Source organism: Snodgrassella sp. W6238H11 (genome assembly GCF_016100525.1).
Taxonomy (GTDB): domain Bacteria; phylum Pseudomonadota; class Gammaproteobacteria; order Burkholderiales; family Neisseriaceae; genus Snodgrassella; species Snodgrassella alvi.
In genome coordinates, this window is sequence record NZ_JACFSH010000006.1 from 1 (window position 1) to 16,419 (window position 16,419).

The 16,419-nt window shown below is 41.2% G+C and carries 11 protein-coding genes; 7 read left to right on the forward strand and 4 right to left on the reverse strand.

Going from position 1 to position 16,419, the window contains the following annotated elements:
* Nucleotides 1–162: 162 nt before the first annotated feature.
* Nucleotides 163–462: a tRNA (cytidine(34)-2'-O)-methyltransferase gene (locus H3V00_RS09710; protein WP_198207856.1), complete on the reverse strand. Its 300-nt coding sequence runs from the start codon at nt 460–462 to the stop codon at nt 163–165.
* 406 nt (nt 463–868) lie between these two features.
* Between H3V00_RS09710 and H3V00_RS09715 the strand changes: the two genes are divergently transcribed.
* The 4 genes from H3V00_RS09715 (at nt 869) to leuS (ending at nt 6,286) form a co-directional block, all read left to right on the forward strand.
* Nucleotides 869–1,273 (forward strand): PTS sugar transporter subunit IIA, encoded by a 405-nt coding sequence (locus H3V00_RS09715; RefSeq protein ID WP_078474517.1) that lies wholly within the window; start codon nt 869–871, stop codon nt 1,271–1,273.
* Nucleotide 1,274: 1 nt separating this feature from the next.
* On the forward strand, nt 1,275–1,544 hold the full coding sequence (locus H3V00_RS09720; RefSeq protein ID WP_037391766.1) for an HPr family phosphocarrier protein: 270 nt from the start codon (nt 1,275–1,277) through the stop codon (nt 1,542–1,544).
* Nucleotides 1,544–3,301, forward strand: coding sequence for a phosphoenolpyruvate--protein phosphotransferase (gene ptsP / locus H3V00_RS09725; RefSeq protein WP_084550395.1), 1,758 nt, complete (start codon nt 1,544–1,546; stop codon nt 3,299–3,301). The genes H3V00_RS09720 and ptsP overlap by 1 nt, the downstream gene beginning before the upstream one ends.
* Nucleotides 3,302–3,646: 345 nt before the next feature.
* Complete coding sequence (leuS, locus tag H3V00_RS09730) at nt 3,647–6,286, forward strand: leucine--tRNA ligase (RefSeq protein WP_198207902.1); 2,640 nt, start codon at nt 3,647–3,649, stop codon at nt 6,284–6,286.
* A gap of 108 nt (nt 6,287–6,394) precedes the next feature.
* Here leuS and H3V00_RS09735 read toward each other — a convergent pair whose 3' ends face one another.
* Nucleotides 6,395–8,773 (reverse strand): glucose/quinate/shikimate family membrane-bound PQQ-dependent dehydrogenase, encoded by a 2,379-nt coding sequence (locus H3V00_RS09735; protein WP_198207858.1) that lies wholly within the window; start codon nt 8,771–8,773, stop codon nt 6,395–6,397.
* 758 nt (nt 8,774–9,531) lie between these two features.
* On the opposite strand from H3V00_RS09735, the gene H3V00_RS09740 reads away from it, so the two are divergent.
* Entirely contained in the window at nt 9,532–12,126 is a 2,595-nt protein-coding gene (locus H3V00_RS09740; RefSeq protein WP_198207860.1) for an autotransporter outer membrane beta-barrel domain-containing protein, read from the forward strand.
* Nucleotides 12,127–12,488: 362 nt separating this feature from the next.
* Here H3V00_RS09740 and H3V00_RS09745 read toward each other — a convergent pair whose 3' ends face one another.
* On the reverse strand, nt 12,489–12,830 hold the full coding sequence (locus H3V00_RS09745) for a helix-turn-helix domain-containing protein (protein WP_084561953.1): 342 nt from the start codon (nt 12,828–12,830) through the stop codon (nt 12,489–12,491).
* 88 nt (nt 12,831–12,918) lie between these two features.
* Between H3V00_RS09745 and H3V00_RS09750 the strand changes: the two genes are divergently transcribed.
* Complete coding sequence (locus tag H3V00_RS09750; protein WP_025329716.1) at nt 12,919–13,671, forward strand: SDR family oxidoreductase; 753 nt, start codon at nt 12,919–12,921, stop codon at nt 13,669–13,671.
* A 28-nt stretch (nt 13,672–13,699) separates the two neighbouring features.
* Here the strand turns inward: H3V00_RS09750 and thrB are convergent, their stop codons facing one another.
* Nucleotides 13,700–14,620 carry a homoserine kinase gene (gene thrB, locus H3V00_RS09755; protein ID WP_198207862.1) on the reverse strand — a complete coding sequence of 307 codons (921 nt, stop codon included), beginning with the start codon at nt 14,618–14,620 and terminating at the stop codon, nt 13,700–13,702.
* 395 nt (nt 14,621–15,015) lie between these two features.
* On the opposite strand from thrB, the gene H3V00_RS09760 reads away from it, so the two are divergent.
* On the forward strand, nt 15,016–16,404 hold the full coding sequence (locus H3V00_RS09760; protein ID WP_084564421.1) for an L-cystine transporter: 1,389 nt from the start codon (nt 15,016–15,018) through the stop codon (nt 16,402–16,404).
* Nucleotides 16,405–16,419 lie beyond the last annotated feature (15 nt).

The following is a 16,419-nucleotide window of genomic DNA, read 5'->3' on the forward strand; positions in this document are numbered from 1 at the left end:
GAAACGACCTAGCGCCGATGATAGTATGGATTGCCCATGTGAAAGTAGGACACCGCCAGACTCCCCATAGAAGAACCCGGTTGATCAGTCAGCCGGGTTTCTTACTTTAAGTACTGAGAATAAAACAATACCGCAGCAGCCTGATGGCTGCTGTTGCTGTATCTAGGCCAGAGAAGGGAAGGACTGCTGACGCAGTGCTTCGTAGAGGACGATGGCGGCGGCGTTGGAAAGGTTCAGTGAGCGGATGTGCTCTGACTGCGGGATTCGCAGACATTGCTCGGCGCGTGCCTGCGCGAATGTCTGGGGCAATCCGGTGGTCTCGCGACCGAAGAGGAAATAGATTTGCTGATTGGGGTCGCTGTAGTCGAACTGAGTGTAATTGCGTGTGCCGTAGGTTTCTATCAGATAGACTTGTGCATTAGTCTGAGTTTCGGTTATCCCGATGAACATTTTAAATTTCATTGCTATAAGTACTATGTACTATAGCTTTGGATACAAACTTTAGTGGTTGAAATATAGTTTAGGAAAAATGAAAAACTTTTGGTTACAGTTTATATAGATGATCGCTCCATAAACGATTCGATAACTATTTAACGGTTCAGAAATAGATTCTGGTCTGATTTAAATATTATTTCACTTATATAATTATTGTGCTGCCCTGTAGCAGTAATATGCATATTGTTTATTCTGTATTTTCTTCTGACAGACTCTTCCTGTTATGTGATTAGTATGATAAGTTTTGATTGGGAGATTTATAGGCAGAAATATTAAGCCAATTGTTTGTCGGGTAGTAAAAGTCAGTACGATTATTTCTCATTGAATGGGTTTATTCAGTACACTTAATACCCAAATGGTAATAGGTAATACAATGATAGGTTTGATGATTGTTACCCACGAGACAGTAGGGCAGGCAAATATGCAATTAATCCGGCATATTTTTGGTTCTGTACCTGATAATGTTACTTTAATCGGGGTACGTAGTAGTGATTCAGTTGAAAGTATACATGCTGAGGTTGTAGAAAAACTGGCTTCTTTGGATTATGGTCACGGTGTATTGATTCTCACTGATATTTTCGGTGCCACACCCTGTAATCTGGTGCGCCGGTTAATTCAGAGTGACAATGTAATTCTGCTAACTGGTCTTAATGCTCCAATGCTGATTAAGGCACTTCAACATTTTACTAAAGCAGATGATGTACATAAATTTGCAGATGAAGTTAAAGCTGCTGCTATTGCCGGCATTATGACTATTTCTAATCAGGATGAGCTTTGAAATGGTAAAAAAGGAAATTGAGATTATTAACAAGCTTGGTTTGCATGCACGGGCATCGAATAAATTTACTCAGGTAGCCAGCCGGTTTCAGTGCGAAGTATGGGTAACTCGGAAAGATCGCCGCGTTAACGGTAAAAGCATTATGGGACTAATGATGCTGGCTGCTGCTCAAGGTAGTGTAATTGAGCTGGAAACCGACGGTGTTGATGAAAGTCAGGCAATGCAAGCGCTGGTTGAGCTGATTAATAATTATTTTGGTGAAGACGAATAATGAGTATCGTCCTGCATGGTGTTGCAGTGGGGGCCGGTGTCGCTATCGGTCGTGCTCATCTGGTGGTGCGCGGTATGGACGATGTGCCACATCAGGAGTTGTCGATTGAAGAAGTGCCCGCAGAAGTTGCCCGTTATGAGCAGGCAATCAAAACAACTCGCCGTCAGTTAGAGCAGTTGCGTACAGATATTCCGCAGAATGCACCTTCAGAACTGGGAGCGTTTATTTCTCTGCACCTGATGCTGGTAGGTGATGTAAGTCTATCCAGAGAGCCTGTAGATATTATTGAAGCACAATGTGTTAATGCAGAATGGGCATTAAAACTGCAAACGGATAAACTTTCAGATCAGTTTGATGCAATTGAAGATAATTATTTACGCGCACGTAAGCAGGATATGCTGCAAGTAGTTGAGCGTATTTTTAAAAATCTGATTGGTTTATCGACAGAAGTCGTGACTGAAGCGGAGGATTTTGAAGAAGATACGATTCTTGTTGCCCATGATTTATCGCCAGCAGATACGGTTTTTTTTAAAGACAGCCGTATTGCTGCATTTGTTACTGATGCCGGCGGACCAACCAGCCATACCGCGATTCTGGGGCGTAGTCTAGATATTCCCTCTGTGATTGCACTGGGCTATGCACGGGAATTAATTAATGAAGATGAGCTGATTATTGTAGATGGCACAATGGGTGTAGTTATTATTGCACCTGATGATGTTATTTTAAAGGAATATCGCCGACGCTTGCGGGAATTTCGCAGCTTAAGACGGCAGTTAAATAAACTTAAGAATACGGCAGCAACAACATTAGATGGAATCAATATTGAGTTGTTGGGTAATATTGAAAGTGCTAATGACATAAAAGCACTGCATAGTCTGGGTATGGATGGTATCGGATTATATCGCAGTGAGTTTTTTTATCTGAACCGTGATGCTCTGCCTACAGAAGATGAACTGTATACCGAATACGCTGATGTGGTTAAAAAGCTGAAGGGTAAACCATTAACCATACGGACAATTGATTTAGGTGTAGATAAAAATCCGCGCTGGTTTGGTCCCAGTCATACGATGAATCCGGCTTTGGGATTGACCGGTATCCGTTTGTGTCTGGCTGAACCTGTGATGTTCCGTACTCAGATGCGGGCAATTATGCGGGCTGCGGTTTTGGGGCCCGTGCGCATGATGTGGCCAATGATTTCATCAGTAACAGAGATACAGCAGTGTTTAACTCATCTAAATACCGCTAAACAACAGTTACATGATCGCTTTGAAACCTTTGATGAAAATATTCAGGTTGGGGCGATGATAGAGATTCCGTCAGCTGCATTAACAGTTAATTCTATTTTGAAGATGATTGATTTCGTTTCAGTCGGTACTAATGATTTAATTCAGTATACGCTGGCGGCAGACCGTAATGATGAAAGTGTGAGTTATTTATATCAGCCGGGTCATCCTGCGGTACTGAAGTTATTGCTGCATATTATTCGTACCGCTGCACGTTTGAATAAACCAGTATCCGTGTGCGGAGAAATGGCTGGTGATGCTCAATATACACGGTTATTGATGGCGATGGGGCTGCGCCGGTTTTCGATGAATGCAAATAATATTCTGGCGGTGAAAAATCAGATTATTCAAAGTGATCTGCTAATGCTTGAAACAGAAGTACAGAAAATATTACGTAATGATGATCCGGATAAAGCATTAAAATTACTGAAAAAATTAAATTCTTCACATGAATTATCTGAAACTGCGGATTAAATAAATTGTTTTGTCTGACTTAGCACAGTTTAACAGCGTTTAATGATGATTTTTCTATAATATTTTTGTCAGTATTGTTTTTGCCTGACAATCAGTATTGAGTAAGTAGTGTTTTCCCGCAAATTGTCCACCGATATTCCCTCCCTTGGTATCGGTGGTTTTTTTTATTTATTTTTATATATGCTATATAAATATTAAAAATGTTTTATGCAATTAATATGCTATTGTAGTATTGATGGACTAAGCTCAATAACTGTATTGCCAGAATGATTAATTGCAAGTTTGTGTCTTGAGTAAACTGTTATAATAGTGGTCTATTTTTATACAATAAACTGATAATTCATGATGCAAGAACATTATTGTCCCGAAAAGATTGAGCCGGCTGCACAAGCGCGCTGGCAGGAATACCGTTTATTTAACGCTAAAGATTTTAGTCCGAAACCTAAATATTATTGTTTGTCGATGTTTCCTTACCCCTCGGGTAAGTTACATATGGGACATGTGCGTAACTACACTATTGGTGATGTACTGAGCCGTTATCGCTTGCTTAATGGGTTTAATGTGATGCAGCCGATGGGCTGGGATGCATTTGGTTTGCCTGCTGAAAATGCTGCAATGAAACATCAGGTAGCCCCGGCACAATGGACTTATGACAACATAGCTTATATGAAAAAGCAGTTGCAGAGTTTAGGTTTTGCGATTGACTGGGAGCGGGAAATTGCGACCTGTACACCGGAATATTATCGCTGGGAACAGTGGCTGTTTGTGCGTTTATTCCAAAAGGGCATTATTTATAAGAAAAACGGAACAGTAAACTGGGATCCGGTGGATCAGACTGTACTGGCCAATGAGCAGGTTGTAGACGGTCGTGGCTGGCGTTCCGGTGCCATTGTAGAAAAACGTGAAATCCCGATGTATTACTTCAGGATTACAGATTATGCTGAAGAGCTGCTCAATGGTCTGGATACACTGGAACATTGGCCGGAGCAGGTAAAAACTATGCAGCGCAACTGGATTGGCAAGTCACGCGGGATGCAGGTACGGTTTGCACTAGCTGAAGACAGTAAAGCGGGATTAACCGGTGAGTATGCAGATTTTGTACAGGTATATACCACACGTCCTGATACACTGATGGGAGCAACTTATGTTGCTGTTGCTGCAGAACATCCGCTAGCGACAGCTGCCGCTGCTGATAACCCTCAGTTACAGCAGTTTATTGCTGAGTGCAAGGCTGGTTCTGTGGCTGAAGCAGACATGGCCACGATGGAGAAGAAAGGTATGCCTACCGGACGCTTTGCCATCAATCCGCTTAATGGCGATGTGCTGCCGGTCTGGGTGGCCAATTATGTGCTGTGGGGATATGGTGATGGTGCGGTAATGGCTGTTCCGGCGCATGATGAACGTGATTTTGAATTTGCCACTAAATATCAGCTACCAGTAAAACAAGTAATTGCCTCTACGCAGAATACAGATGCTTTTAATACAAGCGTGTGGCAGGAATGGTATGGCAGTAAAGAGCAGACACAGTGTGTTAACAGCGGTGAACTGGATGGTCTGGATTTTTATGCGGCATTTGAGCGTGTTGGTGAGATTTTACAGGCTAAAAATGCCGGTGCACCGAAAACACAATATCGCCTGCGTGACTGGGGTATTTCCCGGCAGCGTTACTGGGGTTGCCCAATTCCGATTATCCATTGTGATGATTGTGGTGATGTCACTGTTCCGGAAGAACAGTTGCCAGTTGTTTTACCGGAAAATGTGGTACCGGATGGTGCCGGTTCTCCATTAGCCAGAATGCCGGAATTTTACGAAACTACCTGTCCTTGCTGCGGTAAACCGGCTCGTCGGGAAACCGACACTATGGATACTTTTGTTGAATCGAGCTGGTATGCGGTACGGTATGCATCACCACATTGCAATACCGCAATGGTGGACAAAGAGGCTGCTAATTACTGGATGAATGCAGACCAGTATATCGGTGGTATTGAACACGCAATTTTACATCTGCTCTATGCCCGTTTCTTTACAAAGTTAATGCGCGATGAGGGGCTGCTGAATGTAGATGAGCCATTTGCCCGCTTACTTACTCAGGGTATGGTGGTATGTGAAACGTATTATCGTGAAGGTGCTAATGGCAGCAAAGAATGGATTGCACCGCAAGATGTAGATTTGCAGCGGGATGATAAAGGCCGGCCTCTGGCTGCAACCCTGAAAGCAGATGGTAAACCGGTGTGTATCGGTGGCATTGAGAAAATGTCTAAATCCAAAAATAATGGTGTGGATCCGCAAGAGCTGATTGACCGCTATGGTGCGGATACTGCGCGATTGTTTATGATGTTTGCTGCACCGCCTGAGCAATCACTGGAGTGGTCAGATGCCGGGGTAGAGGGTGCGCATCGCTTCCTGCGCCGTTTGTGGCGTACTGTATATGATTATTTACAGCAGGGTGCAGGTGTAACTGCATTTACCGGCAGTCAGGATAATTTGTCTGCCGACCTGAAAGCGCTGCGGTTGAAACTGCATAGCACAGTCGCCAAAGTAACCGATGATTATGGTCGCCGGCAGCAATTTAATACCGCAATTGCTGCGGTTATGGAATTGCTGAATCAGTATGACCGGACTGATTGCACTACAGAAGCAGGGCGCGCCGTGGCACAGGAAGTGCTGGAGTGCGTATTGCGTCTGTTATGGCCGATTGTGCCTCATGTGTGTGAAACATTATGGAATGAGCTGTCTCCGCAGAAAACACTGTGGGATGCTGCATGGCCATGTGTTGATGAAGCCGCACTGGTACAGGATGAAATTACCCTGATGGTTCAGGTAAATGGTAAGCTGCGCGGACAGATTACAGTTTCTGCCGATAGTAGTAATGATGAAGTACAGGCAGCAGCATTGGCTGATCCGGCCATACAGCGATTTGTGGATGGCAAAACACCGAAAAAAGTTATTGTTGTGCCAAAACGATTAGTCAATATTGTTGTCTGATCGCATCATCCGATGAAAAAGACATGTTATTAACATGTCTTTTTTTATTACATAAATTAATTACGGCGAAATACGCCCAGATTATTTGGCGCCTGTAGCGCAAATAATTCAGGGTAGAGTATAGGCGATGAGATAGTCTCCCATCTTCGTACCGAATGAGCTATGACCACCAGCCATTTGTACTACATATTGTTTACCATTAACGGCATACGTCATTGGTGTAGCCTGTCCGCTGGCAGGCAAACGTGTCTGCCATAATAAATCTCCGTTACTGGTATCGTATGCACGCAGATAGTTGTCCTGAGTTGCACTGACAAACATAATATTACCCGCTGTGGATATTGAGCCACCCAGACCCGGAACGCCAATTTTCAAGGGTGGTAATTCAAATAATTTCGGCAGACTGTCACGAATCGTGCCAATACGCTTTTTCCACACTACTTGGTTAGTCTGCAAATCAACACCAGCTACAAATCCCCATGCCGGTTGTTTACAAGGTAAACCTATTGGTGACAGAAAAGGGCTAATTTCTACCCCATAAGGAGCGCCATACATTGGCTGGATACCATTCTCAGTACCTGCGCCCTGTTTTTGCTGAGCCCTGTCGGGGTTAGCCGGAATCAGGCGGGAAACGAAGGGCAATCCGATTGGGTTCATCAGAGCAATTTGCCGATCCTGATTGACAGATATACCACCCCATTCAAATACCCCCAGATTACCCGGAAATACCAATGTGCCATTTTCAGAAGGTGGTGTATAAATGCCATTGTAATTTAAGCGCTTAAACTGGATGCGGCACAGAAGCTGGTCAAACATGGTTGCTCCCCACATATCTTTATCAGTCAGTTTGTTTTTCGGCATCAGACTTAAAGCTGAGAAAGGCTGGGTAGCTGCATAATGTTCACCCTGTGTTGGTTTACCATGTTTCAGAGTCTGTGGTACCGGCTGTTCAGTAGCTGGCACAATAGGTTGGCCAGTTTCACGGTTGAGGACAAAAATATTACCGGTTTTGGTCAGCACATAAATAGCAGCAATCCGTTTACCGGATGATATTGTAATGTCCATCAGTGAAGGCTGAGCCGGAACGTCCATATCCCAAAGATCATGGTGAGTAGTCTGAAAATGCCATAGTAGTTTACCGGTTGAGGCATTCAGTGCCACAAGAGAATTGGCATAACGTTCTTTTAACTTATCACGGTGACCGCCCCAGATGTCCGGTGTGCTTACTCCGGTGGGTATATATACAATATTACGCTGCTGGTCGTAGGCCAGAGGTGCCCATGCATTGGGTGAATTATGCACGAAATTGGTCTTTTCACCCGGCATCGCATTCGGGTTTTCCGCACCAGTATCAAATACCCATTTTAATTGGCCGTTATTGACATCATAACCACGAATTACCCCGGAAGGTTCTTTAGTTGAGAGGTTATCCGTTACCGAACCACCGATAATAATCGTACTAGGTGTTACAACAGGCGGTGAGGTCGGATTATATCCTCCCAAAAAAGCATAAGGCATTTTGGCTTGCAGATTAATTTCACCGTTATGACCGAAATCCGGACATTTCTGACCAGTCTGTGCATTGACGGCAATTAAACGGCCATCATTAACTGGTAATAAAACTTTTTGCGGACAAATAGCGGATGCGGTGGTCTCAGAACTGTGTGCTGTCGTAGCATCATAATAGCTGACACCACGACAAGTCAGATGCTGAAAAGTTCTGTTGCTGCGCAATTCAGGGTCAAAACGCCATAAACGTTTGCCGGTAGTGGCATCCAGAGCATCCAGAAACTGGTGTGGTGTACAGATAAAGAGTTTCTTGCCGATTTTGATCGGTGTTAGTTCATTAGTGGTTTCTGCTGAATCATTAGCAGTTTTGAAATCACCGGTACGGTAAGTCCAGGCTACTTTAAGCTGTTTAACATTAGCGGTATTGATTTGAGTTAATGGTGAATAACGTGTTCCGCCCTGAGTACGACCATACGCCGGCCAGTCTTCTGCTGCTACACCATTATCGTTTGCCGCTGGTGCCGGCTGGAGGCGAGTAATGGTGCCATTAATTTGCTGCGGATCATGACTGATGCTGTAGAACATCACACCCAGTATCGCAATTAATGCTATTGTAATAATTAATTTTCCACTTCGTGAAGCTGATATATGTCGTGTTGGCCACGGAGTTAAAAGCCATAATCCAAACAGAAACAGCAGATCAAAACGTGGTGCTAATGCCCAGAAATCGGTGCCGGACTCCCATAAACCCCAGATTAGCGTAATAAATAGAATAATTGCATATAACCACAGGCAGCTACTGCGCTGATACTGATACAGAACAGTAAACAGACTCAGTAACAGGGCAATCATGGCATAAAAGGGCGAACCACCCAGGCATATTAGCCATATCCCTCCAATTAGCAGGTAGATAACAGTTAGCCAAAGTACCAGCAAAGTGATTATTCTGGCGACGGAAAATGATGTAAATATTTTCATAATACTTCTGTTAACCTGTTTTTATAAAAAAATACTGCTAAAATTATTATAATAAACAATATATAAGATGAAAATGTATATATTAATGATTAAAAAATTTACAGTCGGAAAATTTCGAATCTGATCTTGAATCAGCAAACAGTTTTTAGAAATACAGTAATATTTTTAGCAGATTTTATTGCAAATACGGGTAATTTTTAGGAAGCAATAAAAATTAGTTTATTTTTTCAATCTGTGTAAATTGTAATGTCTAAGTGAATTCAGAATGGCTTTTCAATATTTAAATTGCTGTAACTAAGAAATAATATGGCGTAATTAATTCCGAATAATCTGATTTATTTGTTCAGATAATAAATTTTAGATCAAATAATGATTAATTTATTGTATGGATAATTAGTAAATGAACGGAGTAATTACTTTTGCTTGAATTTTTTATCTTGCGGTTACTTGAATTTTTAATTTTATTTTTGCGATTATGCAATATATATATAATTTTCTAAGGCTTATTAAATTGTTTTGCTGTATTTTTATTAATAAAAGTTTACTTATAATAAGAATAATATATTTATATTACTGATATATAAGGATAAAATTTATATTCTTTTTGGGGCTAAATATTGCATAATATATATATATTAATTATTGATTAATAAAGTAAATTTTTTTATTAAAAATATAAATTAATATGTAGAAATAGATTTATTCTTTTCAAGAATTTTAATTATGAACAATGTAAAAAATTGATTTGGGGAATAAGAATGAATAACTTTAAGCAGAAAAAATTAAATTCAATTATACATACATTAGTATTTAAACTTTCACTAGGAACCCTGGCACTACTTCCAATATCAGTAAATGCAACTACAGTTATTGATGATAATAATATCGGGAATTACAAAAAAACTGGAATTGATATCTTCGACAATGTAGAAATAAAGATAAGTAAAACAAACGACTCTGAACCACATATTGATATTGATCAGAATAGTAGAGCATGGATTGGTATTCGATCGTCTTCCAACAAATACACAACAATTACTGGCGGCGACTCATTTAAAATTAGAAGTCAGATATCTAAGAATTATACAGATTTTTATGGTATTTACCTAGGAAATCAAACTGATTTAGTTTCAGAAACTGATCTTGACATAAATATTGGAAGTGGTAAGGGTATTTATCTAGCTGATGGAGCAATGGGCGAGTTTAGAGGGAAAGTAAATATAGAAACTGGAAACAGAAGTATAGGAATACATTCTTATACCAGTTCAGTCCCACGCCGTACAAAAAGTTTATTTAAGAATGAAGTAAAAATAAATACCAATGGTGAGGGAAGTCGGGGTATTTGGTCTCAGAGAACTCAGAGTCTAACAGCAGAAGGAAATGAACTAATTTTTAACAATAAAGCGGTGATTGATGTAAAAGATTCTTCTTCAAATCCTAATACTGCTGGAATTTATGTAGATCAATTACCACCAAAACCAGGCGCCTTCACCGGCAAAGGCGATTTTATACAATTCAATAAAGGGCTTAAACTTACTGTTGATGGTGGTACCGCAATTTCAATGAACCAGCACAAGGGTGAATTAGAGATTAGGGATACTGATGGTTCAAATGATATCCGTATTGTTGTTAAGGATCCTGAAGGCTTTAATGCGATACAAGCAATAGCTGGCAAAGTGATTATTGATGGTAAATCGGAAATTATTGGAGATATTGTTTCAAGTGAAAATGATGAGCTTCGGGATAAAGGAGTAGTTAAATTAACTCTGGCTGACGGATCAATGTTATTAAGCTCTTTGGACAATGATAATGGTGCAGGTGAGATTAATCTTGGCCTTTCAGGTAGTCACAGCCAGTGGAAAATGACCGGCAGCTCAAATATTAACTCTCTGGAACTCAGTGATGATGCCAAAGTCAGTTTTGGTTATGACTATGCTACTCCCGATGCTGTTACCAGCCTTAACGGAAACAACGCAATGGTATTAGAAACTGATTCGTTAGCGGGTAATAATGGCGTATTTAAAATGCGAGCAGCGATTGGTAAAAATATAGATAATGATTTGCTGAAAATAACCGGATTACAACAGGCAAAGGGTAATCATAAAATTGCTGTTATTGATGCTAAAACTGGCTCCGCTACAGTAACTGGCAAAGAAAAAATTAAACTGGTTGAAACCAATGGTGGCGATGCTAAATTTAGTTTATCGTCCTCAGCAGTAGATATTGGTGGCTATGAGTTTAATACTTTAGACGAATTTGACAATTCTAATCCTGACGGTAAAGATTGGATATTGTCTGCATCTTCAAATTCTGATAGCAATCAAGGTGGGGAGACATCAGGCGGCTCAGATAGCAATAATGACAACGGGTCAATAGGAGATTCAGGTTCAGGTACGAAACCAAAGCCAGGTTCCAAACCAAATTTAACTAATACAGCGAAGAATGCGGCCAATATTCTTAATTCAAATTATTTAATGAGTTATGTAGAAACACAAACTTTATTGCAGCGTATGGGACAAATCCGTACCGATGATACAGCGAGCGGTAAAGTATGGGGGCGTATATATACAGGGAAACTGAACTCGTTTAATGATAATCGGTTGTCTGGTTTTGACATGGATTATTATGGATTACAGATGGGGCTGGACCGTAAACTGAATTACGATAAAGTGAACCTATATTATGGTTTAATGGGCGGACTAAGCCGGGGTGAAGTTGATCACAACGTTGGTGACGGCAGTACCAAAAGCTATTCATTGGGATTATATGGAACGTTACAAAGCCAGAATGGATTTTATCTTGATGGTTTAGTCAAGTATATGCATATGACCAACAAGTTCAATAGTATGACCGCAGGAGGCTATCATGTTAAAGGAGATGGCAATACCAATGGCTTTTCCATAGGAGCAGAAGTAGGCAAACGTATTCATTTATCCGGTGCAGGAAACGCGGATGAGGGTTGGTATTTAGAACCACAGGCCCAGCTTACTTATTCACATCAGGATGGAGCCACCATTAATGCGACCAATGGGTTAAGAACCAGACTGGGTAGTTATAATTCATTAATAGGGCGGGCGAGCCTTATTTTAGGTTATACCATTCAAAACAATAAAAATCCGGTAGATATTTATTTTAAAACAGGTTATCTGAGGGAGTTTGATGGAAAAACTTCTTATACCTTTAATCGTGTTGCAAAAGAAAAATATGATTTTGGTGGTAACTGGTGGGATAACGGTATAGGAATTAATGTGCGGCTGAATGGGAAACATCATATTTATGGTGATATGGTTTATTCTGCAGGAAACAAATTTAATCAGAAGCAGATTAATGCGGGATATCGTTACAACTTTTAACCAGAATGTTATTGCTGACTAAAGCTAAAATTTAGCAAAGACTGATGTTTAAAAGCAGGTTTAATCATGGTGGTGCTGGATAATTCCGGTGCCACCATTTTGGTGTTTAGTTGATTATTGGTCAATGTATATAGGAAATATGGCTATTAATATTAATTTATTGAATGTAATTATGAATTAGTCAGAGAATACGCAGTTATGTATTTTAAATGGATGCGTTTAGTAGTGATATCAATGGTTGAGTATAAACAATTTAATTATTTAAAATGAATAATTACTTTTTCTTTGATTGATACTTATCAGCTGTTGCCGGATACCTGTTGCTGTTTAAGTTACAGCCTGTCTGAATAGGTGAATAGTATTCAGAGTAAATCTTTTTCATGCTGCTCCATCCAGTTTGCGATGGAAACCAAAGCCGGTTTTAGAGTTTTTCCCAGCGCTGTTATCTGGTATTCAACTTTAGGCGGTACTTCGGGGTAGAGCTTTCTGGTAATTAATCCTTTTTGTTCAAACAGCTTTAGCTGTTTTGTTAATTCTTTCTGAGTAATTGGTGCGATGGCTCGCCTTAATTCGCCAAAACGAATGGGTTGATCATTAATAATCAGGCGATACAGGATAGGAATAGCCCATTTTCCTGAAATTAAATTAACAAATTTAACCATAGGACAATGATAAATATCAGGGGTATTTTTTTCAGTGTGCATAACTATTTTCCATTAGTATCTATTTGGTACCTACTTTCATAAGTAAACCCGTTAAATTATACTGAATTTTATTTTTGAAAGGGAATTTATGAACAGATTAACGGGTAAATATACACTGATTACAGGCGGAAGCAGTGGAATAGGGCTGGCAACTGCCAGAGAATTTATTGCCGAAGGTGCGACAGTAGCCATAACCGGCAGAAATAAAGACAGATTACTGGCAGCGAAGCAGGAATTAGGTGCAGATGTAATAATATTGCAAAGTGATACTTCTGATGTTGAAGAACAAAAGCTTCTGGCTGCACAGTTAACCAAAATGTGGCCCAGATTAGATGCTGTATATATTAATGCGGCCGATGTCACTCATCTGCCGGTAACTGATTGGAATGAAAATACTTTTGACAGGGTAATGAATACTAATTTCAAGGGGCCGTTTTTTCTGATACAGGCGCTGTTACCTTTGCTGGCTGATCCCTGTTCGGTTATTTTGTGCGGTACGGTAAGTACCAAAATCGGTTTACCGCAAAGCAGTATTTATGCGTCCAGTAAAGCTGCTCTCTGTTCATTAGCCAAAACACTGTCGGGAGAGCTATTATCCAGAAATATTCGCTTCAACTGTTTAGTCCCCGGCCCGACAGACACGCCGGCGCATATGAATTTAAATACCACTGACGCGGATGCTGTCAAACATTTACAGCAGGAAATTAAGGCATTGGTACCGTTAGGACGTTTGGGCAAACCGATAGAGCTGGCTAAAGCCGCTGTTTTTCTGGCCTCGGATGAATCATCTTTTATGCTCGGTGCGGAAATACTGGTAGATGGCGGGGTAGGTAATATCTAATTTTAGTTTTTTGATAAAAATAATGATGTTATTTGCGTAAATTAAGTAGTAAATCTCTAAAGACGTTCGGATCTTTAATAAAGGTAATTTCTCCTGCCTGCGGAAAATGGTAATCAAGCAGGCGGGAAACCCAGAAGCGAATACATGCAGCTCGCTGTGCAATTGGAAAGTAATCTTGTTCAGCGGAAGTCAGCGGGCGTATGCTTTCATAGCCGTGTATAAATGCTTGTTGCAGATTTTGGTCGATATGATTGTCTGCACGACGTGCCCAGTCGTTAACGGCGATGGCAAGGTCATACATGAAATTACCGTTACATGCATAATAGAAATCAATAAATCCGGCTACCTGTTCACCATCCAGCAAAACATTATCGCGGAATAAATCGGCATGGATGATACCCGCAGGCAGATTTGTGCATTCATGTGCATCAAAGAAAGCAATTTCTGCTTGTAATAACTGCTGATCTTCCGGATCCAGAAAGGGTAATAAACGGGTACTGGCCTCATGCCACCAGCCAGTGTAACGCGGATTGTGCATTTTCTGCGTGAATTCGCTACCGGCCAGATGCATTTTAGCCAGCATCGCTCCGGTATTGAAACATTGCTGTCCGGATGGGCTGCTGGTATCGCTGCCGGTCAGGCAGGTTACCAGACAGGCTGGTTTGCCAACTAGAGTGCTGTCCAGACGACCGTCAGTTCGGGCAATAGGAGCAGGACAGGCTACGCCGTGAGCACTCAGATGCCGGGTTAAATCTAAAAAGAAGGGCAGCTCATCCTGTGTCATGGCCTCAAAAACAGTCAGTACATAGCGCCCTTGTGTGGTGGTTACAAAATAATTGCTGTTAGTAACGCCCTGAGCGATACCTTGTAAACCAATAAACCGACCTAAGTGATAATCACGCAGAAAGCTGCGCATTTCATCGTCGCTAACGCTGGTGTAAACCGACATAAATGTAACCAATAAACAGAATTAAACGAAAAGTTTAAACCTGAGACAGGATGTTTAAACAAATTGCAAGCATGATGGCAATAAAGGGCTGATGTCAAGTATTTATTCAAATGATTGCTTATGAACGGTAGTTTATAGAAAGCTTGTTATCTGATGATGTTTAAATTGAATGATGTGTATGTCGTATAAAGGGTTGAAACAGGAATTGGGTAATTTGTAAGCCAATATTCCGGACGGTACAACTAAATCGGAAAGTATTTTATCTTTATTACATATAATAAAATAGAATAAGTGAATGCATAAGGGCTATTTCACAACTTATTTACTTTTGCGTATTCTTAGCTGGCACTAGGTATCAAACGCGGGCAGAAAGCTTGCCGGCGCAGGAGTATAAAATGAATTTATCTTTGCTCGCGAACATTATGGTGTTCGCATTGTTATTATGGGTATTGAGCCGTACGCATTCAACCCAATGGAGTTTATCCAAAAAAGTATTATTGGGTATGATTCTTGGTATTGGATTGGGTTTAGGGCTGCAATTGATTTACGGAGCATCCAGCCCGGTAATCCGTACCTCTGTACAATGGTTTGATGTAGTCGGCAACGGCTATGTACAGTTATTGCAGATGGTTGTAATGCCGTTGGTGTTTGCTTCAATTCTGAGTGCTGTGGCGCGATTACATAATGCTGCTCAGCTAGGCAAAATCAGTCTGATGACTATTGGCGTGTTACTGTTTACTACGGCGATGGCTGCGCTGATCGGTACTTTGCTGACCAGTCTGTTTGGTCTGACTGCCAACGGTCTGATTCAGGGAGAAGCTGAAACTGCGCGCTTTAATGCAATTCAGACTAATTATGTTGGTAAGGTAGCAGATTTAAATGTACCGCAGCTATTACTGTCTTTTATTCCAAAAAATCCGTTTGCTGATTTAACCGGAGCCAATCCGACCTCTATTATCAGTGTGGTTATTTTTGCTGTATTTCTCGGTATCGCCGCATTGAAATTATTAAAAGATGATGCTGCTAAGGGTGAGCGGGTGTTAAGGGCAATTGATATCTTACAAAGCTGGGTAATGAAATTGGTACGGATAGTAATGCTGTTAACTCCCTATGGAGTCCTGGCACTGATGACTAAAGTAGTGGCTTCTTCAAATATGCAGGAGATTATTAAGCTGGGAGGCTTTGTACTGGTTTCGTATCTGGCACTGGCTCTGATGTTCGGGGTACATGGTCTGTTACTGGGCATATTTGGGATCAATCCGGGTAAATATTTTCAGAAAATATGGCCGGTACTGACTTTTGCATTCACCAGTCGCTCCAGTGCTGCTTCTATTCCGCTTAATATCGAGGCTCAGACGCAGCGTCTTGGTGTACCGAAAACTATTGCCGGTTTTGCTGCTTCTTTTGGTGCAACTATCGGACAGAATGGTTGTGCCGGTTTGTATCCGGCTATGCTCGCCACCATGATTGCGCCAACTGTAGGTATCAATACTCTGGATCCATGGTGGATTGCAACACTGGTCGGGATGGTGACTATCAGTTCCGCGGGTGTGGCCGGTGTTGGCGGCGGAGCTACATTTGCGGCGCTGATTGTGCTGCCGGCAATGGGTTTGCCGATTACGCTGGTGGCCTTATTGATTTCTGTAGAACCATTGATTGATATGGGGCGTACAGCATTGAATGTCAGCGGTGCGATGACAGCAGGTACGTTAACCAGCCAGTGGCTGCATCAGACTAATAAAAAAATATTAAATAGTACGGAGCACGGCAGACTGGTACATTAATGCAGTAGGTATTTA

What these genes read in the sequence shown, in the direction of transcription:
- leuS (WP_198207902.1), top strand. Translation starts at nt 3,647, where the DNA reads ATGCAAGAACATTATTGTCCCGAAAAGATTGAGCCGGCTGCACAAGCG.
- H3V00_RS09750 (WP_025329716.1), top strand. Translation starts at nt 12,919, where the DNA reads ATGAACAGATTAACGGGTAAATATACACTGATTACAGGCGGAAGCAGT.
- H3V00_RS09715 (WP_078474517.1), top strand. Translation starts at nt 869, where the DNA reads ATGATAGGTTTGATGATTGTTACCCACGAGACAGTAGGGCAGGCAAAT.
- ptsP (WP_084550395.1), top strand. Translation starts at nt 1,544, where the DNA reads ATGAGTATCGTCCTGCATGGTGTTGCAGTGGGGGCCGGTGTCGCTATC.
- H3V00_RS09710 (WP_198207856.1), bottom strand. Translation starts at nt 462, where the DNA reads ATGAAATTTAAAATGTTCATCGGGATAACCGAAACTCAGACTAATGCA.
- H3V00_RS09760 (WP_084564421.1), top strand. Translation starts at nt 15,016, where the DNA reads ATGAATTTATCTTTGCTCGCGAACATTATGGTGTTCGCATTGTTATTA.
- H3V00_RS09745 (WP_084561953.1), bottom strand. Translation starts at nt 12,830, where the DNA reads ATGCACACTGAAAAAAATACCCCTGATATTTATCATTGTCCTATGGTT.
- H3V00_RS09720 (WP_037391766.1), top strand. Translation starts at nt 1,275, where the DNA reads ATGGTAAAAAAGGAAATTGAGATTATTAACAAGCTTGGTTTGCATGCA.
- H3V00_RS09740 (WP_198207860.1), top strand. Translation starts at nt 9,532, where the DNA reads ATGAATAACTTTAAGCAGAAAAAATTAAATTCAATTATACATACATTA.
- thrB (WP_198207862.1), bottom strand. Translation starts at nt 14,620, where the DNA reads ATGTCGGTTTACACCAGCGTTAGCGACGATGAAATGCGCAGCTTTCTG.
- H3V00_RS09735 (WP_198207858.1), bottom strand. Translation starts at nt 8,773, where the DNA reads ATGAAAATATTTACATCATTTTCCGTCGCCAGAATAATCACTTTGCTG.